The 20,849-nt window shown below is 63.8% G+C and carries 21 protein-coding genes; 14 read left to right on the forward strand and 7 right to left on the reverse strand.

Features of this window, described 5'->3' with window-relative positions; translation table 11 throughout:
• Nucleotides 1-5 precede the first annotated feature (5 nt).
• Nucleotides 6-1,421 (forward strand): VWA domain-containing protein, encoded by a 1,416-nt coding sequence (locus ABZ824_RS02260; RefSeq protein ID WP_356961191.1) that lies wholly within the window; start codon nt 6-8, stop codon nt 1,419-1,421.
• Nucleotides 1,422-1,490: 69 nt separating this feature from the next.
• Here ABZ824_RS02260 and ABZ824_RS02265 read toward each other — a convergent pair whose 3' ends face one another.
• On the reverse strand, nt 1,491-2,111 hold the full coding sequence (locus tag ABZ824_RS02265; protein ID WP_356961192.1) for a TetR/AcrR family transcriptional regulator: 621 nt from the start codon (nt 2,109-2,111) through the stop codon (nt 1,491-1,493).
• A gap of 30 nt (nt 2,112-2,141) precedes the next feature.
• On the opposite strand from ABZ824_RS02265, the gene ABZ824_RS02270 reads away from it, so the two are divergent.
• Complete coding sequence (locus ABZ824_RS02270; RefSeq protein ID WP_356961194.1) at nt 2,142-2,492, forward strand: DUF6463 family protein; 351 nt, start codon at nt 2,142-2,144, stop codon at nt 2,490-2,492.
• Between the two features lie 66 nt (nt 2,493-2,558).
• Here the strand turns inward: ABZ824_RS02270 and ABZ824_RS02275 are convergent, their stop codons facing one another.
• Nucleotides 2,559-3,179 (reverse strand): GNAT family N-acetyltransferase, encoded by a 621-nt coding sequence (locus ABZ824_RS02275; protein ID WP_356961195.1) that lies wholly within the window; start codon nt 3,177-3,179, stop codon nt 2,559-2,561.
• The gene (locus ABZ824_RS02280; RefSeq protein ID WP_356961196.1) at nt 3,176-4,510 is read right to left on the reverse strand and encodes a helix-turn-helix transcriptional regulator; all 1,335 of its coding nucleotides are present in this window, start codon (nt 4,508-4,510) and stop codon (nt 3,176-3,178) included. Before ABZ824_RS02280 ends, ABZ824_RS02275 begins: the two co-directional genes overlap by 4 nt.
• Nucleotides 4,511-4,701: 191 nt before the next feature.
• Between ABZ824_RS02280 and ABZ824_RS02285 the strand changes: the two genes are divergently transcribed.
• Both ABZ824_RS02285 and ABZ824_RS02290 read left to right on the forward strand, forming a co-directional pair.
• Nucleotides 4,702-5,193 (forward strand): DNA-directed RNA polymerase subunit beta, encoded by a 492-nt coding sequence (locus tag ABZ824_RS02285; protein ID WP_356961197.1) that lies wholly within the window; start codon nt 4,702-4,704, stop codon nt 5,191-5,193.
• Between the two features lie 55 nt (nt 5,194-5,248).
• On the forward strand, nt 5,249-5,500 hold the full coding sequence (locus ABZ824_RS02290) for a hypothetical protein (RefSeq protein ID WP_356961198.1): 252 nt from the start codon (nt 5,249-5,251) through the stop codon (nt 5,498-5,500).
• A gap of 504 nt (nt 5,501-6,004) precedes the next feature.
• Here the strand turns inward: ABZ824_RS02290 and ABZ824_RS02295 are convergent.
• On the reverse strand, nt 6,005-6,502 hold the full coding sequence (locus ABZ824_RS02295; RefSeq protein WP_356961199.1) for a very short patch repair endonuclease: 498 nt from the start codon (nt 6,500-6,502) through the stop codon (nt 6,005-6,007).
• Between the two features lie 95 nt (nt 6,503-6,597).
• Here ABZ824_RS02295 and dcm point away from each other — a divergent pair, with 95 nt between their 5' ends.
• Nucleotides 6,598-7,899 (forward strand): DNA (cytosine-5-)-methyltransferase, encoded by a 1,302-nt coding sequence (dcm, locus tag ABZ824_RS02300; RefSeq protein WP_356961200.1) that lies wholly within the window; start codon nt 6,598-6,600, stop codon nt 7,897-7,899.
• Between the two features lie 51 nt (nt 7,900-7,950).
• Here dcm and ABZ824_RS02305 read toward each other — a convergent pair whose 3' ends face one another.
• Nucleotides 7,951-8,874: a NaeI family type II restriction endonuclease gene (locus ABZ824_RS02305; protein ID WP_356961202.1), complete on the reverse strand. Its 924-nt coding sequence runs from the start codon at nt 8,872-8,874 to the stop codon at nt 7,951-7,953.
• 417 nt (nt 8,875-9,291) lie between these two features.
• Between ABZ824_RS02305 and ABZ824_RS02310 the strand changes: the two genes are divergently transcribed.
• The 3 genes from ABZ824_RS02310 to ABZ824_RS02320 all read left to right on the forward strand — a co-directional run bounded on the left by ABZ824_RS02310 (nt 9,292) and on the right by ABZ824_RS02320 (nt 12,146).
• Nucleotides 9,292-10,617: a DUF262 domain-containing protein gene (locus ABZ824_RS02310; protein ID WP_356961203.1), complete on the forward strand. Its 1,326-nt coding sequence runs from the start codon at nt 9,292-9,294 to the stop codon at nt 10,615-10,617.
• Entirely contained in the window at nt 10,614-11,174 is a 561-nt protein-coding gene (locus ABZ824_RS02315) for a HEPN domain-containing protein (protein ID WP_356961205.1), read from the forward strand. The genes ABZ824_RS02310 and ABZ824_RS02315 overlap by 4 nt, the downstream gene beginning before the upstream one ends.
• A 174-nt stretch (nt 11,175-11,348) precedes the next feature.
• Nucleotides 11,349-12,146: an HNH endonuclease gene (locus ABZ824_RS02320; RefSeq protein ID WP_356961206.1), complete on the forward strand. Its 798-nt coding sequence runs from the start codon at nt 11,349-11,351 to the stop codon at nt 12,144-12,146.
• 162 nt (nt 12,147-12,308) lie between these two features.
• On the opposite strand, the gene ABZ824_RS02325 is transcribed toward ABZ824_RS02320, so the two are convergent.
• Complete coding sequence (locus ABZ824_RS02325; RefSeq protein WP_356961207.1) at nt 12,309-13,373, reverse strand: Gfo/Idh/MocA family oxidoreductase; 1,065 nt, start codon at nt 13,371-13,373, stop codon at nt 12,309-12,311.
• Nucleotides 13,374-13,422: 49 nt separating this feature from the next.
• Complete coding sequence (locus ABZ824_RS02330; protein ID WP_356961208.1) at nt 13,423-14,424, reverse strand: LacI family DNA-binding transcriptional regulator; 1,002 nt, start codon at nt 14,422-14,424, stop codon at nt 13,423-13,425.
• 254 nt (nt 14,425-14,678) lie between these two features.
• Between ABZ824_RS02330 and ABZ824_RS02335 the strand changes: the two genes are divergently transcribed.
• The 6 genes from ABZ824_RS02335 (at nt 14,679) to ABZ824_RS02360 (ending at nt 20,810) form a co-directional block, all read left to right on the forward strand.
• Nucleotides 14,679-15,575, forward strand: a complete 897-nt coding sequence (locus ABZ824_RS02335) for a TIM barrel protein (RefSeq protein WP_356961210.1) — start codon at nt 14,679-14,681, stop codon at nt 15,573-15,575.
• An 11-nt stretch (nt 15,576-15,586) separates the two neighbouring features.
• Entirely contained in the window at nt 15,587-16,594 is a 1,008-nt protein-coding gene (locus ABZ824_RS02340; RefSeq protein WP_356961211.1) for a sugar ABC transporter substrate-binding protein, read from the forward strand.
• Between the two features lie 10 nt (nt 16,595-16,604).
• A complete protein-coding gene (locus ABZ824_RS02345; RefSeq protein ID WP_356961213.1) occupies nt 16,605-17,648 on the forward strand; it encodes an ABC transporter permease in 1,044 nt (347 codons plus the stop codon).
• Entirely contained in the window at nt 17,645-18,427 is a 783-nt protein-coding gene (locus ABZ824_RS02350) for an ATP-binding cassette domain-containing protein (RefSeq protein WP_356961215.1), read from the forward strand. The genes ABZ824_RS02345 and ABZ824_RS02350 overlap by 4 nt, the downstream gene beginning before the upstream one ends.
• A gap of 16 nt (nt 18,428-18,443) precedes the next feature.
• Nucleotides 18,444-19,382 (forward strand): 5-dehydro-2-deoxygluconokinase, encoded by a 939-nt coding sequence (gene iolC, locus ABZ824_RS02355; RefSeq protein WP_356961216.1) that lies wholly within the window; start codon nt 18,444-18,446, stop codon nt 19,380-19,382.
• Between the two features lie 534 nt (nt 19,383-19,916).
• Complete coding sequence (locus tag ABZ824_RS02360; protein ID WP_356961218.1) at nt 19,917-20,810, forward strand: aldolase; 894 nt, start codon at nt 19,917-19,919, stop codon at nt 20,808-20,810.
• Nucleotides 20,811-20,849 lie beyond the last annotated feature (39 nt).

Genomic DNA, 20,849 nt, shown 5'->3' on the forward strand with positions numbered 1-20,849 from the left:
GCGTTATGAGCATCGCTGAAAGCCGCGCCGATGAGATGACTACCGGATCGATGACCGATCGCCTCGTCGAATTCGTCGGGCTGCTGCGTGACCACGGCATCAACGCGGGACCGAGCGAGACCATCGACGCGGCCGAGGCGATGATCGCCCTCGGAATCGGTGATCGCAATCGCTTGCGTTCCGGCATGGCCGCCTGCCTGCTGCGCCGCAATGGTCAACGCGCCGTGTTCGATCAACTCTTCGACCTCTACTTCCTGACCGCTCAGCAGCCGCGACCGGTCGAGCTGTCGACACCCGAATCCATCGAAGCACTGCGTGATCGTCTGGTTGCCACACTGGCACAGGATGATTCGGAGTCGGTCGCCGAACTGGCCCGCCAGGCGCTGACCGAACTCGGCGGCTACGGCGGCGCGGGCGCCGGGCAGTCCACCGCGCCGGTCACCACCGCATCCGGCGCGGGCTGGTCCTCTTACCTGACCATGAAAGCCCTACGCCCGGAAGAACTCATCGATCGCGTCGTGGCGGGCATGAACGGCTCCTCCCAGCTCGACACCACCGTCCACACCATCGAGGCCAACCGCCGCCTCGCCGCTTTCCGCACCGCCGTCCAAACCGAGGCCCGCCTGCGCTCGGCACAGCTGCGCGGCACCGAGTACATCGCCCGCCGCGGCGTCGAGTCCAGCACCGACCAGATCGATTTCCTCGGCGCCCGCGAACAGGACCTCGCCGAAATGCGCCGCCTGGTCCACCCTTTGGCCCGCAAACTCGCCACCCGCCTCGCCGTCCGCCGCCGCAAAGCCGTGCGCGGCCAGATCGACCTACGCCGCACCCTGCGCCGCTCGATGGCCACCGGAGGCGTCCCCATCGACCCGGTCCTGCGCGCCCGCAAACACGGCCGCCCCGACCTGGTCGTCCTCGCCGACATCTCCGGCTCGGTCACCGGCTTCGCCGAATTCACCCTTCAGCTGATCCAGGCCCTGCAAGACCAGTTCAGCAAGGTCCGCAGCTTCGGCTTCGTCGACACCTGCGACGAGATCACCCACTTCTTCACCCCCGGCGAACCCCCGACCCCCGGCACCGCCGCCCGAATCATCCGCTCCACCAAGGTCGCGCGCTTCGGCAGCTCCAACTACGGGGAAGCCTTCCAAGGCTTCCTCGACAACTACGCCGATGCCCTCGGTCCGCGTACGTCCGTTCTCATCCTCGGCGACGGGCGCACGAACCGCACGGACCCGAATCTCGCTGCGGTGCGGACCATTGCCGACCGGGCGAAGCACACCTACTGGCTGAATCCCGAGCCGTCTCGGTCGTGGTCGACGGGGGATTCCGCAGCCCACGTGTACGCGGAATGCGTGACGATGCACGAGTGCCGGAACGTCAAGCAGTTGACCGAGGTCGTCGCGCGGTTGCTGCCTGCGTAGAGTCCGCTCCGGCCCGCCGGTCACACCTGGGCTTGGTCGATCTGGCGCCCACGGCGATAAGACCCCGGCTCACCCAACACCGGTGCCGCCGCCCACATGAATGTCCGTCCGCCGCAACTTGTGCACAACGGCGGCCGTGGCGGTGGCGATGACGTCGTCGACCCACTCCGGAATGGGCGCCGCGTTCGCGATGTACTCGCGGACGAGCCCGTAGGGAATCGCCTTGACGGCAGCCACCGCGATCGCCATGCGATGCTCGTCGGCCTCGCCGAATTCCGCCGCGACGGCAACGCGTAGCGCGTCGTTCATTCGGTCGTTGACTCCTGCGATGTCGGCGCGCAACTCGGCAGAGCCCACTTCGAGCAGTTCCTCCCGCCGGAACATCTTCATCGCCCGAGCTTCGGTGGGATGCTCGCGGCAGTATCGCGGCAGGTGCATCGCGGCGGTGAGCAGCGGGTCGGCTCCCTCCAGCGCGGCGACGACTCCGATCTGAAAGCGCCGGATCGAGCGCAGCCACAGTCGTGCGAGCAATTCTTCCCGGGAAGCGAAGCGCACGTAGATCGATCCGGTGTGGATGCCGGAGGCGGCGCTGATCGCGGCGATCGTGGGCCGGGTCGTCGCCGGATCGGCGAGCAAGTCGCGCGCGGCGTCGAGAACCTGGTCATCGGTGAATCGCCGGGGTCTTGCCATGAGGGACAGCCTAAGGCAGAGTTTAAGAATATGGATTCAAAAACTGCGCTTCCGCTGACCGGCGGCCTACTCGCATTCATCGGATCGGCGCATACCGCGCTCGGTGTTGTCATCTGGGCAACCGGTCGAGAGCAGACCGAACTCGCCTTCTGGTTCACCGCGTTCGGCGTCGCCGCCGTCGGCTTCGGCATCGCCGTGATCGAGACGGAGCGCGCCCGCGGCTACGTACCAGCGCCGATCCTCGGCGCAATCGCTGTTCTCACCGCGTTCGGCCTCGTATTCGAGCCTGTGTCAGGGTTTCTCACCGTCCTGATACCGCTGGCCATCGGTGTCCGCGGGTGGGTGCGCCACCGGCGAATTGCCGCGGTCCCGGCAGGGTGAGTCGGACCCCGCTCGGCCACGGCGGACACGAATCGCTGCATGGAAGCGCTGAGCCGCAGCTCTTCCTCAACGGGCAGCAGCACCTTTCTGGTCCACGTGAGCCTGTTGAAGATCGCGCATCAGAACATCGAATCGCGGCGCATCGGGCCAATCCGGGCGCAGTGTGCCGACGCGATACCACCCCCAGCGGCGATAGTTGTCATACGCCCGGCGGTTATCCGGTCGGACAAGCAGCGTCGCGCGCTGTTCCGGCCGACCCTCGAGCAACTCGTCGTGCAGGGCACGCGCAATCCCCTTCCTCGTGAACTGTTTGCGCACCATGATCTCGCTGAACGCGAATGTGCGAGAGCCGTTCTCGGCGGTGAAGGACGCTTGGTCGCCCTCGTCAAGTTTCAGTCCGTCCCACCACGCGGTCTTGGCAGTGAGCGGCCAACCCCATGCCTGGCCGCAGGGTTCGCCGTCGAGGCGGGCGATCACCAGCTCGAAGGCACCGGCGCGGGCGGGGTCGGTGTAGGCGTCGAAACGGTGCATGAACGCTTCGGGCGATTCGAACTCCTCACCGGACTCGATCGCGTCAACGTAGGAGTCACGGAAGATGCGCACGACGTCGTCGCGGAGTTCGCGTGCCTGCGCGGCGGTGTAGCGCTGAAAGATCAAGACAGACAACGTGGAATCTTCGGAGGTCATACGGTGATTGTCCTTTCCGCCAGCTCGTCGAATCGTGTCGAAAATTCCTCGGCCCGGCCTTCTGCCGCTGCTCGAACTGGTTCGAGCAGGCGCAGCGTGCGGGTGGACGACACGGAGTTCTCCAAGTCGGCGAGAACCGACATGCCCTCTTCTGCAGCAGTGTCGATCTCGCCTAGATCAGCGAGCGCCGCCGCGAAGCCTGCTCGATAGTTCGCAGAGTTACGCGCACTGGTCTTGTCCACAGCCAGCCCGGAGCACAGGTCTGCCGACTTCGCGTGATCGCCCAAGTGGCTGAAGCCGCGGGCTTCATGGCTTCTGATCTCGGTGGCATTGACGAACCGCAACCACTGTGGGCAGTCCTCCCGTGACTCATGGTCGAGCGCGAAATCAAGCTCCCGCCAAGCGGTGGCCATGGCTTTTCCGAACGCGGTGCGGTCGCCCAGGACTCCGTATGCTTGCGCTTCGCGTGTCGCGATCAGGGCATGGACTCGCCCCGGTGCGTGACCGCGTGTGAGCGCCCGAGCGCGGGCGGCGAGAGCCAGGGCACGGTGCGGATTCGCTTCGCCTGTGCGTTGCCGCGACAGCGCCATCTGCGCGGCGTTGAGGCAGACATGCACGGTCAGTTGGTCATCGCCGGCTTGGCTGGCCAGCGCGAACGCGTCGGCGTAGCAGCTGCGGGCGAGTGGATACCTATCGGCGTCGTAGGACAGCCAACCCGCGATCGTCGCAAGCTCTCCTGCGGCACTCATGAATGCGCGGCCCGCCTGTTCGGAGAACGCACAGGTATCCAAGAGGTGCTTAGCTGCCTCGAGTCCTTGAACGGCGTCGCTCACAAGGGCCGCACCACCAATGACTTGCTCGCGCCGCCCGAACTCGGCCGCAAGCGTGTCGAGCCTTTGCGCGTCGGCGATCCCGATTCGAGCTGGAGCTCGATCACCACCTGCCGCGAAGTAGGCGGCACCTAGTAGCATTCCGAATTCACGTCGCTTCACAATGTCCTCGACTTCCGGCGCGCTATCGCGACCATCCCTGACCAGGCTATCGCTCGCTATGCCGACGAAGCGCTGGTGAACCAGCGGCACCGTGGCCTCGTGTACGGAGTTGATCTCGGCGCGGAAACGGGCACGCTGCTCATCAGTGAGACGAGCGAGCTCGGTGTCCAACGCTTCAGCCGACTCATTCCGCACCGGCTTTGCGTGGGTTGCGCGCTCCCACTTCCGAATTGTCGCCGTCGTGAAGCCCACCTTCTCGGCGAACTGCTCCTGCGTCATCCGCAGGGCAGCCAAGCGAAGTGCTTTGACCTCTACCTTTGTCCACTTGCTGACGATCATGCTCACCCCCTATTGCCCCTGCAAAAGCATGCTGGCGCAATCGTATTACTTCTGTGCGAGTCCTGTGACTGGGATCGCATGCCTGACCTGGCGAAGCTGGAAGCAGCCCCGCCGCCGGGTTGAAATTGGACCTTCACCGACTCCCCGGCGGCGGGTGCATGCCACGTTGAACCAGGCGGAGGGACACCCGAATGAGTTCGCCGAACGACATCAAGGACACGCCGTTGTCGGTGTGCCACTTCTACCGGAATGTGTGTGGCCTACCCGCTGAGGTAGATCCGCCGCACACGGGCCGGATTGTGATCCGCACCGGCGTCGTATGCGGGTTGATGATGCCAGCGTTCCTTGGTTCTGAGGTCAAGGCGCGGATGCGGTGCCACGGTCCGGAGATCGGCCCGATTCTGACTCATCCGCGTTCGCAGCGGTGGACATTCCTGACAGGTTCGGATCTACCGGACGGGATGGGGCTGTTCGCGGAGATGTCGCGCTTGCAGGTATCCATCATTCGTGGCGGAGGAATCATCGCTCTGCCTGGCCCGGGCCAGCGACCTGGCCTGTTCCGTGCGTGGGTACAGCCGCCGAGTGATCCGTTTCGGCCGTCCGGACGCGCTGTTGTAGATGCGATTCGGGAAAGTGTCGCGCAGGCGAGCAAGCGGAGGGGCCTGGTGCGCCATGCCCGATGACGCGCAACGGTGCGGCCCGGAATGCGAACCATGGATCACCGCGACGCATTGTGGCGTGACGAAGGCCGATCAAGTGACTGGTGAACTTCTGGCGGTGCGCTGTCCGTCGAAGAACTGCACTGATGTCGTTGTGCCGCTCGTCACAGGCCGGATTGCGCCACATGTCGCCACGGCCGGTGCGGCCCGCGGTCGGTGCCCGTGGACCGGCATTCGTGTGGTCGACGACCGCACACCCTTCCATAGCGAAAACGCCGAACTCTGTCTGACCGAGCCGATTACGTTGGACGACTGGCGGTTGCAGTCATGAAGTATGACGCTCGAGCAGAGGCTGAGATCGACGTACTCATCGACGTGCTAGCTTCGCTCGGCAAAGCGGCGGAAACGACTACTTCTCGCACACTCAGCGATGCTGAGCGGATCCGAGTATGCGCCGTCGTGCTGTACGAGTTGATCATCAGTGCGCGCAGTGTCGCCGGGCCCGACACCGGACGGCTGTATGCTGCGCCTATCCTCGACCCAGTTGTCGAAGGTGCCGCGGCCGCAGATGAGGTGTCACGGATGGACGTTCTGGTACGGGCACTCCTAAATTGCCAAAGATTCCCGTAGTAATTGATGAAGCCCGTGAGCTTGCCTTCAAGACAAGGTGGGTCCTCCAAGTGCGAGACAACGCAACCTCCTGCACCACGCCGACGATCAGTCTTGAGGTGGTCGTCTTCACGGGCGTGACCGCGCTTGACGCTGACTCTACGACCGATCTTGGTCGGCTTCACAAGCTACATTCGCCGGACGCGCCGGGCGGTCGGTTCCATTGTCAGCCCCTCGCTCTAAGATCGCTCGCATGTTCGAGCCCGTCTTCGAGAGCGCCAACTACGGCCTGCACAGCAGCCTCAAGTTCTTCGTGCTCCCAGAGACGAACAACCTTCCACCCTGCACCGGTCAAGGCAGCGTCCGCAGCGCGGTCACGTTCGACGTTGCGACGAAGCTTAGGCGCCCAGTACCACTCGTTCGTAGTGGGCTGCCGACCGTGTACAGGACAGACATGCCAGAAGCACCCGTCCACAAACACGGCGACTTTGCGGGCGGTGAACACGATGTCTGGGCGGACCTTCACGGAGCCGACCTCCAGGCGAAGGTCTTTGCGATAGCGGTACCCACGTCGATGCAAGGCGCGACGAAGCGTCACCTCGGGCTTGGTGTCGGCTCGCCGGTTCGCCTGCATGTTGCGAGAGCGGCCAGCATCGAGCGGAGCCGGATAAAGGCCTTGCTCGTGCGCCGTCCGCCGGGCAATCTCCGCCTTGCTCTCAGTCATATCCACTCCGGCTGTACGAGGAAGGATGCCCTACGGAAAGATACACCTCACGATTGGCCCGGACGCCGCCGGCCACGACATCGAAAGGCATCGCTGTGACAGAACTTCGTGTCATTGAGATCTGCGCCGGCGCCGGCGGTCAGGCCCTCGGACTTGAGCGCGCTGGTTTCGCGCATGAATTGGCAATCGAGCTCGATGACACTGCGGTCAAGACGCTCAGAATGAACCGTCCAGAATGGGACATTCGGCAGGGCGACGTCGCCGATACTTCTGTTTGGGACCCTGCGGACTATGCACCGACGCCACAGAAATATGCAATCGACTTGCTCGCCGGTGGAGTTCCGTGTCCCCCGTTCTCGGTCGCCGGAAAGCAGCTCGGTGCAAAAGACGAACGAGACTTATTCGCGTGGGCGGTCGAGCAAGTTGGGATAATGCGACCTCGAGCGCTTTTGCTAGAAAATGTGCGCGGTCTTGCCATGCCGCGGTTTGCCGGGTATCGACAGCATGTTCTGGATAGGCTTCATGATTTTGGCTATTCCGCAGTATGGAAAGAAATACAAGCATCCGACTACGGTGTTCCGCAGCTGCGTCCGCGCTTTGTTCTTATCGCCATGGAGCATCATTGCCTTAAGTTCTTCGAATGGCCCGAGGAAAATCCAAATAAGCCAAAAGTCGGCGCAACGCTGCGTGAGATGATGAAATGTAAGAACGTGTTCGAGGACGACGACACCTTGGAAAAATGGGTGAAGCTAGCCGATAAGGTAGCCCCCACTATAGTCGGTGGATCTAAGAAACATGGGGGAGCAGACCTTGGGCCAACGCGTGCAAAATTAGCTTGGAAGGAAATGGGTATAGATGGCTATGGCTTGCACGATGACGACAAGCCTTACTCTCGAAACGATCGGTCGATAACTGCCATAGGGCCGAAACTTACTCCGGAGATGGTTGCCCGCCTCCAGGGCTGGAACGATGGTGAGTTCAGTTGGAAGTTTGAGGGACGCAAAACTGCGAAGTATCGGCAAATCGGAAATGCATTTCCGCCGCCGGTGGCCAAAGCGCTTGGGTTGGCGATCGCCAAGGCTCTAAAAAAATCAAAGGGCAAATCTGCTACTCTTAGAGATCGTGCGAAAATCTCCGCCGTGGACCCTATTTACCGAGCGCTACGTGACAGTGGCGAGTATATGACTGTGGCGGACATTGCCAACAAAGTGGAAGACTATCTAAATGAACTGGAGATAGCGCGCCACATTGATAGGCTCAGCCACGACTTCGAGATAGAAGAAAAAGAGCTTAACGGCCTCGTTTCGTACAGGCTCGGCGGGTTCCGTGCTTTCACGGGTCAGGATAACCATTCGCGGCACGAAAGTTTTAGAAAGAACCGGTCGCGGATCAGCTGAGGAGAAAGTGACCTACGGGTGCGGCGAGAAGCGCCGCACCCGACGGGCCAGTCATTCTTCGCGCACGCCTGGTTCGGGCAGATCCGGTGCGATATGGGCTACCTCGTCAGGCGTAGCGCGCCTCCAGTGAGCGCCGCCAATTATTGGATCAGTTTCACTCCCAGGAGAGACACGTACCGCAATATAGTGCTTGCTGTCCGGCACTGGCACTCCTAAGCGCTGAGCGATGTGTGCATGATAGCTGCTCAGTATGATGATTCCTTCGGGCTTAAGAGCACTTCGTGCCCCGCCATTTTTGCGCACACGTTTCTGATCGTCGAGTTGCCTGGCCACAGTCCGTACGGTATTCCTATGAACTAACCGGCCTTCAGTAGCGCGAAACAGTCTATTCACTCGTTGCGTACCGTAACGGCTGTCAAATATATGTTCGACCACATGCTCGGGGAGTTGCAGTAAGATATTCGCAGGCATCGGTGCATCGCGCCACAACCAGACAACAGCAGCGCGCCCTGCTGCATTCAACCCGCTCTTCATGTCACGATTCGCGCCGATCCTGCGATACTCGGACTTGGCTCGGACTAGCCCGAGCGAGAATTTAGCTTCACAATCACTAGCAGTTGCAACTAGGGCAATTTCATCGAAGACTTCAGGCGGCAGCATCCAGCCGCCATCGTTTTGACTCCACTTTGCGTCCACCTGGTGGCCAGCAATTCGATAGTCTGTGGTGTCGCCTCCTTTGAATTTAAACGCCCGCTGTGCATTTATCTCAAATAGAGTACCAAAGTGAGTTTTCTCCGTCTTCATCAATTGTGACCAGTGATATCGACCGGTTTCCGCTCCGTTATAGATCATGTCATAGGTGTGGCGAAACACATCAGCCCACCTGCTGCCGTCGGGATCCAGTCGCCTAATCTCAGCAGCCACTTCTTCAAGGGCATGATCGGGCAAAGGACGTGAATCAAACAGACTCGTCACGCTGCGCAATCTATCTTGAAGTGAGATGCCGTTGCCTTTGGCCCCGTCTTAGGTTGTGCCTCTGCACGTGGAGGGTGGGCCGCCGCCCAGGCTGCCGTGTTCGTCGGTGGTTGGCCCGTCACAGCGTCGGGTGAGTGTCGCCTGCGCGGCTGGTGCCCACGTACCTAGAGGGCTCCTCGCGCCAGAGGGCTTCACCGTTCTCCTGGTAGCCCAGCGATATCTGTTTGAGTGGCGGCGCGGCTCGGTCATGTCGGAACGGCGAGACGGCAGGCGGTTCGCTGCGGAGGAGCGCGGCCAGGCTTGGCGCCCGGCATTCAGGTCGGCCGGTTGCCCGGCCTGGCAGCCGTGAGTACGAAGAACGTACGCCAAGCCACTCCCTAATCCCTGCACCGCACCGGGTCGAGCGGGAGATGCGCTGTGGCCAAGCAGATTGAAATTGGGCTTTGCTGTGCCGCAGTCGGATACGATGCGCCAGCGGGAGTGGTTGGAGACTATCGTGTGGAAGGGGCTGGCCGTATGGAAGGTGACTACGACGAGGGAGACGGCGGCGGGATGGAGACCAACTCCAGCGGTCAGGCTGTAGTGCTGCCGCCCCGTAACGAGCGAGCTTCTTGGCTCGACGACGCGTCGCAGGAACAGGAAGATCTCTCAGTAATTGAGTACGATATCGTGTCCTCTCCGAATGACTGGAATTTCACAACAATTGTGAACTTTATAGAATCCGGAGCCTTGAAGATACCCGCTTTTCAGCGAAATTTCGTCTGGGATCAGAAGCGTGCATCGAAACTAATCGAATCACTGATGATCGGGCTCCCGGTCCCGCAAGTGTTTCTGTATGAGGAAAGCCGTAACAATTTTATTGTAATTGACGGTCAGCAGCGCCTGCTTACTCTATTCTTCTTCGCTAAAGGTCGTTTTCCGCTTCCTAAGATCAGAGGTGAGCTTCGGCCCAGCCTCAGTTCGGGCGTGATTGACGAAGAGTTCCTGCATGACGATACTTACTTCACGGACTTCAAGCTCACGCTTCCCAAGTCGGCCTCTGGTCAGCAGAACAGATACCATGGCCTTTCATACAAAACCCTGAAAGACGATCGGATAGTTCTGGATCTCCGCACGATCAGGAATATCGTTGTGAAGCAAATGAGCCCATCAGGAGATTCCGCCATCTATGAGATATTCAGTCGCCTCAACACGGGTGGAGTAAACCTATCTCCGCAGGAGATTCGTGCCAGTCTGTATCACTCCTACTTGATAAATTCCGTACTGGAACTGAATCTTCAACCTGAATGGAGGAAGCTCGTTGGCCAGACGAGCCCGGATCCTCGAATGAGGGATACGGAGTTTCTGCTTCGTAGTCTGGCTTTGGCTCGCAAGCTTGATAAGTTCAGTGGTTCAATGGCGGCTTTCGTCAACGGTTTCTGCGAAGAAGTAAAGAAATTCTCGCCCGAGCAAGCCGATGATGCAGTCTCGGACCTCCGTGCGTTCTTTGCTATATTTTCTGGTCAAGCTGAAGATACTTTCTCGCGGGGAGGAAAGTTCAGCGGAGTTCTATTTGAGAGCTTCTTTGCGGCATGGGTCCGCAGCGGAAAGCCGCTGCTGGACCCGAAGCGCGTAACGGATTCGGTTGCTCGCGTTAAGGCTGGTGGCGATTTTGCGAAAACCCTACAGGAAGGGTCGACCAAACCGGCGAATATTCGGAATCGGGTAAGACTCGCTGAGGAGGAAATCGAGGCAATCAGATGATCACGGCGACAGTCGATCAGGACGCGACTGGCCCGGTTGCATCCCTCTACGAGGACTATCGGGGTCTGGTGGAAGACCTCAAGGACCGCAGCCCTTCAGGTTTGGCTGCGCTGAACCGCACCTACCACAAAGTCATCCTAGTGGCGGCGGCGAGTAGTCTGGAGAATCAGGTCAAAAAAGTCATTGGGTCAATGTTCTGTGAGCATGGCCGTGATGAACTTGGCATGTTCGTCAAGAATCGAGTGATGGATAGAGGATATCACCAACTATTTGACTGGAATGCAGGAAAGGCGAAGTCATTCTTTAGCAGCTTCGGACCGGACTGCTCCAGATTGTTTGAAGAGAAGATTAAAAGTGACATCGAATTTGAGAACCAGCACTTCTCGTTCATGCGACTGGGTCGTCTTAGGAATCAGCTAGTGCATCAGGACTACGCGACCTATGCCCTCGATGAAACGCCAGATGAGCTATTTGTGCTATATCGGACTGCTGCGCTTTTCCCTGGTCGATTTGAAGAAGTTATCTTTGCGGGGACGCATACGGCGGTCGCGGGATAGAATTATTCTTAGTCGACGAGTGCAGGTCTGAGCCGCAGTCCCCTGCGTAATCGCCATATCCGAAACATGTGCACTGGAGAGGTGTCTGTCTCACATGTTCTTCGCTAGCCTATCGGTGAACTTCCACGCCGACCTTGCCTGTATGGACATTCGCGACGGTAAGCTGGTCGCCGCATGACAGCGCAGGACTACCCGGCGGAGGCGTACGCCTTGGATGGCCAGCTCTGGTGGACCCTCCCCTTCTATCCTGGCACGAAACGGCCCTATGGTGCAGTGAACAAGATCGCGGCCTGGCTCTACTTCAACAAGCGGGTCGGCGATCGCTTTACTATTCGTGAACTTCGCGAAGCTGTCGGTACAGATAACGCGCCGAACTACCAAGAGCATTTTAATCGACGCTTGCGTGAATTACGCGCACTTGGTTGGTTACTGCCGTCTTCCCAGGAAGATGCGGAATTGCGTACCGATGAGTATAGGGTCGGAGTTAAGGGATGGCACCCGGGTGCCGGACCTCGTCCGAAGTTCTCCAGCCGCATCAGCCCTGCAGTGCAACGTACAGTGTTTGATCGCGATGGCCGCCGGTGCGTAATCTGTGGTGTCGCCAGCGGGGAGCCATACCCGGCTGCGCCTACCGAAATGGCCGCTATAACAATTGGGCACCGCATACCCCAAAAATTCGGCGGCAGTGACGATATAGATAACCTCCAAGTTGAATGCCAGCGGTGCAACGAGCCCATGCGCGAGGAAGCGGGACTCCCGGTAACCTTCGACGAGGTATATGCACAGATCAGGCGACTCAAGCGCGCAGAGAAGGAAACGATGTTGCGGTGGATGCGGAGCGGCAGAAGATCGCGATCCAGGCTCGATGTCCTGTATGACCAAGCTCGGCAGCTAAGTCCCAACGAAAAGCGGCAGTTGACTGAGCGCCTTGAGTTGGCTACTGATCAGCCGTCATTGGGTCAGGAATCGTAAGCCGCTGAGTTACTTCGCTTGTGCGAGGCTCCTGACTAGTCTGGCTCTGCTCTCATGATAAGAGAGCAGGTTGCTTCGACGCGTACGGTTCCACTGGCTGAGTGGGTGAGGATTCGTACTGCGTCATGCTTGTTATGTGGCGTGGTACCGGTACTCCACGCCTTAAGACCGAGCGATGTCGGGCTGATGTTGATCACTTTTCCACGCCCGGTTCCGCATCTCAGCTAGCTTGACTGCCCGCTCTTCGCTCCGGGAAAGCTCGCACGCCTCGGCGATGTAGAACGCTTCTAGTGCATCGGTCACGGCGCAGGGATTGTCGAGCCGCCCGGTCGCAACCTCGATGAACGCCGCCAGTTCGTCGGCATACGCCGGACGGAACCGTTCCATGAACCCCCCATAGGGAGGATAGGGCGAGGGACTGTGGTCGGGCTCGACGGAAGTCAGGGGTGCGCGGTCGTCCAGCCCGACAACCGCATTCCCTTTGGAACCCAACGCTTCCAGCCGAACGTCGTACCCCGCCCCGTTGTACCGGGTCAGCGAAACGGTGGCCAAAGCACCATCATCGAGCCGCAGCAACACCGCCGCCGTGTCGACGTCGTCCGCTTCGGCGAAAATCGCCGCGCCTCGGTTCGCCCCGAGCGCATACACCTCGACGATCTCCCGCCCCGTCACCCACCGAATGATGTCGAAGTCATGAACTCCGCAGTCGCGGAAGATGCCGCCGGAGCGGGGAATGTAGTCGGCGGGCGGCGGAGCCGGGTCGAGGGTTGTGGCCCTCAGCGTGTGCAGCCAGCCGAGGCTTCCGTTCCGAATCGCTTCGCGTGCGGCGCGATAACCGGCGTCGAACCGCCGTTGGAAGCCGATCTGGACGGGCACCGAGGAGTCGCGGAGGTGATCGATGACGGCGAGGGTCCCGGTGATGTCGGTCGCTACGGGCTTCTCGCAGAAGACGGGAATCCCCGCGTCCACAGCGCGGATGATGAGTTCGGGGTGGGAGTCGGTGGCGGTGGCGATGATCAGGCCGTCGAGGTCGGCGGCGAAGAGGGTGTCGAGGTCGGGGGCGAATTCGACGCCGAGGACGGCGGCGGTGGTGCGGGCGCGGTCGGCGTCGGCGTCGGCGACCACGACGGTGGCGACGTTCGGGAGTTTCTTCAGGGTCTCGGCGTGCGAGGTCCCGATGCGGCCGGTTCCGGCGAGGCCCAGCGTGACGGGTCGGTGGGGTGACATCGGCTCTCCTTATATATGGACGCGACGTGTGTTGGCGGGCGCCGGTGGTTCAGCGTGGGGCGGCTGTGGTGGAGCGGACGACGAGTGACGGTTCCACCCGGCGGCGGGCCGGGGTGGTGCGGCCGTCGCGGAGTCGTTCGGTGAGCGCGTCGATCGCCAGGCGGCCCATCTGGGTGCGGGGCTGGTCGATGGTGGTCAGCGCGACGTGACGCAGCGCGGCAAGCGAGGTGTTGTCGTAGCCGACCACCGAGACGTCCTCTGGCACCCGCAGGCCCGCTTCCTCCAGCGCGGACATCGCCCCCACGGCGTTGAAGTCGTTGCCGCAGACCAGCGCGGTGGGGAAGTTGTCGTGGGAGAACAGGTTCAGCAGTTTGCGCACCGCGGCCATGCCCGCGGAGTCGGTGTGCTCGCTCGGCACGACCATCGGTTCCAGGCCGTGGCGCTGCATGGCGGCGCGGTAACCCTTGCGGCGTGGGGCCGACGTGAAAGCGCCGCCGCCGTCGAGGTGCACGATGCGCCGATGTCCGAGCATGACCAGGTGGTCGACGGCCAATCCGGTGCCGACCTCGCCGTTGTCGTTGACCGTGTCGATCTCGGTGACGGTGGACGTGCGGGATACCAGCACCAGCGGAGCCTGCTGCGCCGCTGCGCGAATGGCGGCGGCGGGCAGGATCGGCGACAGCAGGATGATGCCCCCGGGACGGAAGGAGAGCAGGCTCTCCAGCGCGGTGCGCTCGCGGGCGGCGGTGCGTCTGCCGGTGTTGAGGATCAGTTCGAGGCCGGCGGCCTGGGCGGCGGCGTCCATCCCTTCGACGACGTCGGCGAAGAAGGCGTTGCGCAGGTCGGAGACCATGACGCCGACGATGTTGGAGGTCCGGCTGGCCAGCGAGCGCGCCATGATGTGCGGTTGGTAGCCGAGGTCTTTCGCCGCGTCGAGCACGGCGCGGCGACGGTGCTCGCTGACCTTCGGGGAGTTGCGCATGACCAGCGAGACGAGGGCGCGGGAGACGCCGGCGCGGGCGGCGACATCTTCCATGGTCGGTCGTGCCATGACGCCTCCGTTCCGCGTTCGCAGGCCTTTTCGGCTCGGACGATACAAGCTCCGCGCGGGCTGATCAATAGAGCGCTCTAATCGGACTTCACGAGTGGCGTATCGGTTCGGGCGAGGCGCTCACAGTCGAATATCGCCTGGTAATTGCGTTTTGGCGACGCGCTGACGACTCTTGACACGCTATGACCTGCGTTACATAGTTGGAGCGCTCCAATAGAGCGGTTCACCTCGACGTCGAAGGTCGGAGAGCACCGATGACCGAATCCCTCTACCCGCTGCGCATCGCGGCCGCGCCGATCTCCTGGGGAGTATGCGAGGTCCCCGGTTGGGGCCACGTGCTCGACGCGCACACCGTCTTGGCGGAGATGGCCGCACTCGGCCTGACCGCGACGGAACTCGGTCCTCCCGGCTATCTGCCACGCGACCCAGGTGAGCTGCGCCGGTTGCTGGAGACCTTCGGACTCACCGCCGTCGGCGGATTCCTCGCCGCCGTGCTGCACCGCGACCGGCAAGACGCCATCGCCCGCGCCGAGGACACCGCCGCCCAGCTGGCCGCCGCGGGCGCGGAAGTCCTCGTCCTCGCCGCCGCGACCGGATTCGACGGGTACGACGCGCGCCCGCAACTGGACGGCTCCGAGTGGAGCGCCTTGGTCGACACGGCCACCGCGATCCGGGACGTCGCCGCCGCGCACGGCCTGCGCGCGGTGCTTCACCCGCATGTCGGCACCCATGTGGAGAGCGAGGCCGAGGTCGAGCGGTTCCTCGCCGATTCCGATCTCGACATCTGCCTGGACACCGGGCATCTGCTCATCGGCGGCACCGACCCGGTCCGGCTCGCGCGACGACACGCGGAGCGGATCGGGCACATCCATCTCAAAGACGTGCGCGGCGCGCTGGCCGATCAGGTCCGTGCCGGAAAGCTGGACTACAGCTCGGCCGTGTGCCGTGGGCTGTATGTGCCGCTGGGCGAGGGCGAGGTCGACATCGCGGCACTCGTGCACACCGCGCGGGCCGCGGGCTACCGGGGCTGGTACGTGCTGGAGCAGGACGCCGCGCTGCGACCGGGCGAGTCGGCGCGGCAGGCGAGCGACGACACCGGGCGCAGCCTGCGCCACCTCGCGGACATCGCGCTCGCCGCCGCGGGAATCTGAAGGAAGCGACGATGTCTCCGACAACGCAGCGCGGCCTCACCGCGAGAGGGCGGCGTTCGAGCCGCCTGCTGCCGTGGATCGCCACGGCCGCGCTCCTGGCCGCGTGCACCGGCCCCGGCGCCGACGCGCCCGCACCCTCGCAGACGCCGACGGCCGCTGGGACGGTGGAATCCGTCGCGGTGGTGACCCACGGGAGCCCTGGCGACGCGTTCTGGAACGTCGTCAAGAACGGCGCGGAAGCGGCGGGCAAGGACCTCGGAATCCGGGTGGAGTACAACGCTTCCGGTGATCCGGGCCAGCAGGCGAAGCTGATCGACAACGCGGTGGCGCAGGGCGTCGACGGGCTCGTCGTCTCGATGGCCAATCCCGAGGCGCTGCGGCCGTCGGTGGAAAAGGCTGTCGCCGCTGGCATTCCGGTGGTGACCATCAATTCGGGCGAGTCCGAGAGCGCGAAGTTCGGCGCGTTCGTCCATGTGGGCCAAAGCGAGTCGCTGGCCGGGCAGGCCGCGGGCAGACGGCTCGCCGAGGCGCGGCGCACGAAGATGCTGTGCGTCATCCACGAAGCGGGCAATATCGGCGCGAACGAGCGCTGCGCGGGCGCGACCAAGGCCTTCGGCAATGCCACCACGCTCCAGGTGGACATCAACAATCCCACCGACGCGCAATCACGGATCAAAGGAGCGCTGGAGGCCGACCGCTCCATCGACGCGGTTCTGACGTTGAACTCGCAAGTCGCCGCGCGAGCCGTGGACGCGGTGCGGGAAGCCGGTTCGGCCGCCACCGTCGCCACTTTCGATCTGAATTCCGATGTGGTGGACGCGATCCGGGCCGGAAAGCTGCTGTTCGCGGTGGATCAGCAACAGTACGAGCAAGGCTATCTGCCGATCGTGCTGCTGAAGCTGTACCGGACGAACCTGAACACCGCCGGAGGCGGCGCTCCGGTGCAGACCGGTCCCGGTTTCGTCGACAAGAGCAATGTGGACGCCGTAGCCGCGCTCGTCGCGCAGGGCACGCGATGAGGTGGATGAAATGACCGTTGCCACAAAGACACCCGACCGGACCCGAGACACGGACCGCTCACCGCTGCAACGCCTGGCCGTGCGGCCGGAGATCGGCGCGGCGCTGGGCGCGCTGCTGGTGTTCGTCTTCTTCTCCGTCGTCACCGACCGGTTCCTGAGTCCGCTCGGCGTCGCGACCTGGCTGGACGACGCCTCCACGCTGGGCATCATGGCGGTGGCCGTGGCCCTGCTGATGATCGGCGGCGAGTTCGACTTGTCGGCGGGCGTGATGACCGCCTCCACGGCGTTGGTCACCGCCCTGCTCGCGGTGCACGCCGGCTGGAACGTGTGGTTCGCGCTGCTCGCTTCGCTGGTGTTCGCGCTGGTCGTCGGCGCGTTCAACGGCTGGGTGGTGATGCGGACCGGCCTGCCCAGCTTCATCGTCACTCTGGGTACGTTCCTCGCCCTTCAGGGCCTGAATCTCGGCGTGACTCGGCTGGTCACCGACACGGTGCAAGTGTCGGGCGTGCGCGGCGCGGACGGCTACCAGTCGGCGGGCTGGGTGTTCGCGTCGACACTCGACATCGGGGAAGCGCACCTCCAGGCATCGGTGGTCTGGTGGGTCGTGCTCACCGCGATCGCCGCGATCGTTCTGGTCCGCACGAGGTTCGGCAACTGGATCTTCGCCGTCGGCGGCGCGCAGTCCAGCGCCCGCGCGGTGGGCGTGCCCGCGGATCGCACCAAGATCCTGCTGTTCATGGGCACGGCGTTCGCCGGCTGGGTGGTCGGCTCCTGCAACATCCTGCGGTTCGCGAGCGTGCAGGCCAACCAGGGTGTCGGGCTGGAGCTGCACTACATCATCGCCGCCGTCGTCGGCGGGTGTCTGCTCACCGGTGGCTTCGGTTCGGCGGTGGGGGCCGCGATCGGCGCGCTGATCTTCGGCATGGCGCGCCAAGGCATCGTGTTCGCCCGCTGGGACAGCGACTGGTTCATGCTGTTCCTCGGTGTGCTGCTGCTGGCGGCGGTGCTGGTCAACAACCGATTCCAGAAACGAGCCGAAAGGGTGCGCCGATGACTTCCCTCATCGAGGCCGTCGACCTCGGCAAGAGCTACGGCGGCGTCGTCGCCCTGCGCGAGGTGTCGACGGTGGTGAACGCGGGCGAGGTGACCTGCGTGCTCGGCGACAACGGCGCGGGCAAATCCACGCTGATCAAGATCCTCGCCGGAGTGCACCGGCACGACCGAGGCGAACTGCGCATCGAGGGCGAATCGGTGCGGTTCGCCTCACCGCGCGAGGCGTTGGATCGCGGCATCGCCACGGTGTACCAGGATCTCGCGGTGGTGCCGTTGATGAGCGTGTGGCGCAACTTCGTGCTGGGCTCGGAGCCGACATTCGGATTCGGCCCGTTCCGGCTGCTGGACCGCAAGAAAGGCTGCGCGATCGCGCGAACGGCGTTGGCGGATATGGGTATCGAAATCCGCGACATGGAACAGCCGGTCGGCACGCTGTCGGGTGGGCAGCGGCAATGCGTCGCCATCGCGCGAGCCGTGCACTACGGCGCGAAGGTGCTGATTCTCGACGAGCCGACAGCCGCGTTGGGCGTGAAGCAGGCCGGGGTGGTGTTGCAGTACGTCGTGCGGGCGCGCGAACGCGGGCTCGGCGTCGTGCTCATCACGCACAACCCGCACCACGCCTATCCGGTCGGTGACCGATTCCTGCTGCTGAAGCGGGGCGCGATGCTCGGCTCGTACGAGAAATCGGAGATCGACCTGCCGGAACTGACCCGCCAGATGGCGGGCGGGGCGGAACTGGAGGCGTTGCAGCACGAACTGCGACGCGTGGTGACGCCGTGAACGAGGAGGCGGATTCGTGACCGAGCTGGAGGCGTTGACCATCGGCCGGGTCGGGGTGGACCTGTATCCCGAACAAAGCGGCGTCGCCTTGGCACAGGTGCGCAGCTTCTCGAAATTCTTGGGCGGCACCGCGACCAACGTCGCCGTGGCCGCCGCCCGGCTCGGTCGCCGTACGGCGGTGCTGACCAAGGTGGGCCCCGACGGCTTCGGCGACTTCGTGCGCACGGCGCTGGAGGACTTCGGCGTCTCGTCCCGTTATGTGACGACCGCGCCGGACCTCCAGACGCCCGTGGTCTTCTGCGAGCTCACGCCGCCGTCCGATCCGCCACTGCTGTTCTACCGCGCGCCGATCGCGCCGGACCTGACCATCACTCCGGACGAAGTGCCCTGGGCAGTCGTGGATGCCGTGTCCTTGCTGTGGGTCACCGGCACCGGAGTGAGCGCGGAGCCGGGGCGCGGCACGCAGCGGGACATATTGCTGCGGCGTGCACGACGCGGGCATACGGTGCTCGACCTGGACTACCGGCCGATGTTCTGGCCGGATGTCGAGACCGCGCGGACCGAGATCGGGTGGATGGTCGACCACGTGAACGTAGTGGTCGGAAACCGTGCCGAGGTAGAGATGGCGGTGGGCACCGCTGACCCGCACGCGGCGGCCGATCGGTTGCTCGCCCGTGGAGTGCGCCTCGCGGTGATCAAGCAAGGCGGCGACGGCGTGCTGGTGGCCACCGGCGAGGAACGTTGGACGGTGCCGCCGTGCCGCGTGGACGTGGTGTGCGGGCTCGGCGCGGGTGACGGATTCGGCGGGGCGCTGATCCACGGACTGCTCTCGGACTGGGACCCGCGCCGCATCGCCACCTACGCCAACGCGGCGGGCGCTCTGGTCGCCGCGCGCCTGGCCTGCGCCGACGCGATGCCCACCGGCGCGGAGATCGAGGAACTGCTGTGCGGCTGAGTCGCCTGGGCGGCACCGGGGAGCCGTCGCGCCTGTGGCCGACGGCGCCGACCCGAGTCGAAGCGCGTGCGGACGCCCGTCGGAATCGAGCTCGACTGCGCCCGATGAGTGCGACTGCGCCGACCCACGGCTTGCTCTCGCATGGCGCACGCGGCGCATCCGCCACCGACGCCGACGTGGTGGGCGCATCGGTCGCCACGTCTGGCCTGGGCGGATGCGATGCCCACGCGCGCGGAGATCGAGGAATGCCGTGGGTAGCCGCACGGATTGGGGAAGCAGCTGTGGAGCCGGGCCAGAAATCGAGTAGCTGCTGTGGGACGCCGCGCGGACCGGGGGAGCTGCTGTGGGACGCCGCGCGGACCGGGGGAGCTGCTGTGGGTAAGTCGTGGACTAGGAGAGCTGCCGTGGGTGAGCTGCGGGCTAGGCGAGCTGCTGTGGGAGGCGGCGGACCAGAGGGGCTGCTGTGGGTGAGCAGCCGCGGACTGGAAAACGCGCTGTGCGGCCGAGACTCGAGCCCAGAACGGAGGAGCTGCTGTGCATGTGACCGACGAACGCTGGCGTGAGTTACTGCACGTGCGCGCGACGGACCCCGCCGCGGTCGAACGGGCCTATGCCAAACGGGTTCGCCGCGCCGACCTGTTGGCGGGCAAGCAGACCTTGTTCCTCGTCGCCGCCGACCACCCGGCTCGCGGGGCGCTGGGCGTCGGCGCGGACCGCACTGCCATGGCGGATCGGCGCACGCTGCTGGAACGGCTGCTGATCGCGTTGGCCAACCCGGACGTCGACGGCGTGCTCGGCTCGCCGGACGTCGTCGAGGAACTGTTGCTGCTGGACGCGCTGGACGACAAGGTCGTGATCGGTTCGATGAACCGCGGCGGGCTGGCGGGCGCGGAGTGGGAGATCGACGACCGCTTCACCGGATACGACGCGGACTCCATCGCGCGGTTCCGGCTCGACGGCGGCAAAATGCTGCTGCGCCTGGTCGACTCCGACGCGGGCACCGTGCCGACGCTGCAAGCTTGCGCGGAGGCGGTCTCGGAGCTGGCGGCGCATGAGCTGATGGCGATGGTCGAGCCGCTGCCGTATCACCGGGACGGCTCCGGTGCGCTGGTGATGAGCAAGGACGCGGTCTCGCTGTCGCGGGCGATCACGGTGGCCTCCGGACTCGGCGTCACCTCGGCCTACACCTGGCTGAAGATCCCCGCACCGCAGGATATTTCGGTACTGGACGCCACCACACTGCCGGTTCTCGTGCTGGGCGGTGCACCGTCCGGAGATCCGGCGGTGGATCGAGCGCTGTGGGGCGGGGCGCTCGGCCACGACGTTGTTCGCGGTCTCGTCGTCGGCCGCACCCTGCTGTACCCACCGGACGGCGACGTCGCCAGGGCGGTCGAAACCGCGGCCCGCTTGCTGAAAGAAGCCCGATGAGGCGGGACAGCATCTCGGTACCGGCCTCGCGATGTGCCA

This window comes from Nocardia sp. NPDC047038, assembly GCF_040644075.1.
Classification (GTDB): Bacteria; Actinomycetota; Actinomycetes; order Mycobacteriales; family Mycobacteriaceae; genus Nocardia; species Nocardia sichangensis.

Bases quoted from the DNA above. Each gene is read 5' to 3' on its own strand.
- ABZ824_RS02285 (WP_356961197.1), top strand. From the start codon at position 4,702: ATGAGTTCGCCGAACGACATCAAGGACACGCCGTTGTCGGTGTGCCAC.
- ABZ824_RS02315 (WP_356961205.1), top strand. From the start codon at position 10,614: ATGATCACGGCGACAGTCGATCAGGACGCGACTGGCCCGGTTGCATCC.
- ABZ824_RS02320 (WP_356961206.1), top strand. From the start codon at position 11,349: ATGACAGCGCAGGACTACCCGGCGGAGGCGTACGCCTTGGATGGCCAG.
- ABZ824_RS02270 (WP_356961194.1), top strand. From the start codon at position 2,142: ATGGATTCAAAAACTGCGCTTCCGCTGACCGGCGGCCTACTCGCATTC.
- ABZ824_RS02350 (WP_356961215.1), top strand. From the start codon at position 17,645: ATGACTTCCCTCATCGAGGCCGTCGACCTCGGCAAGAGCTACGGCGGC.
- ABZ824_RS02340 (WP_356961211.1), top strand. From the start codon at position 15,587: ATGTCTCCGACAACGCAGCGCGGCCTCACCGCGAGAGGGCGGCGTTCG.
- ABZ824_RS02325 (WP_356961207.1), bottom strand. From the start codon at position 13,373: ATGTCACCCCACCGACCCGTCACGCTGGGCCTCGCCGGAACCGGCCGC.
- ABZ824_RS02345 (WP_356961213.1), top strand. From the start codon at position 16,605: ATGACCGTTGCCACAAAGACACCCGACCGGACCCGAGACACGGACCGC.
- ABZ824_RS02265 (WP_356961192.1), bottom strand. From the start codon at position 2,111: ATGGCAAGACCCCGGCGATTCACCGATGACCAGGTTCTCGACGCCGCG.
- ABZ824_RS02335 (WP_356961210.1), top strand. From the start codon at position 14,679: ATGACCGAATCCCTCTACCCGCTGCGCATCGCGGCCGCGCCGATCTCC.
- ABZ824_RS02295 (WP_356961199.1), bottom strand. From the start codon at position 6,502: ATGACTGAGAGCAAGGCGGAGATTGCCCGGCGGACGGCGCACGAGCAA.
- ABZ824_RS02260 (WP_356961191.1), top strand. From the start codon at position 6: ATGAGCATCGCTGAAAGCCGCGCCGATGAGATGACTACCGGATCGATG.
- ABZ824_RS02330 (WP_356961208.1), bottom strand. From the start codon at position 14,424: ATGGCACGACCGACCATGGAAGATGTCGCCGCCCGCGCCGGCGTCTCC.
- ABZ824_RS02280 (WP_356961196.1), bottom strand. From the start codon at position 4,510: ATGATCGTCAGCAAGTGGACAAAGGTAGAGGTCAAAGCACTTCGCTTG.
- ABZ824_RS02275 (WP_356961195.1), bottom strand. From the start codon at position 3,179: ATGACCTCCGAAGATTCCACGTTGTCTGTCTTGATCTTTCAGCGCTAC.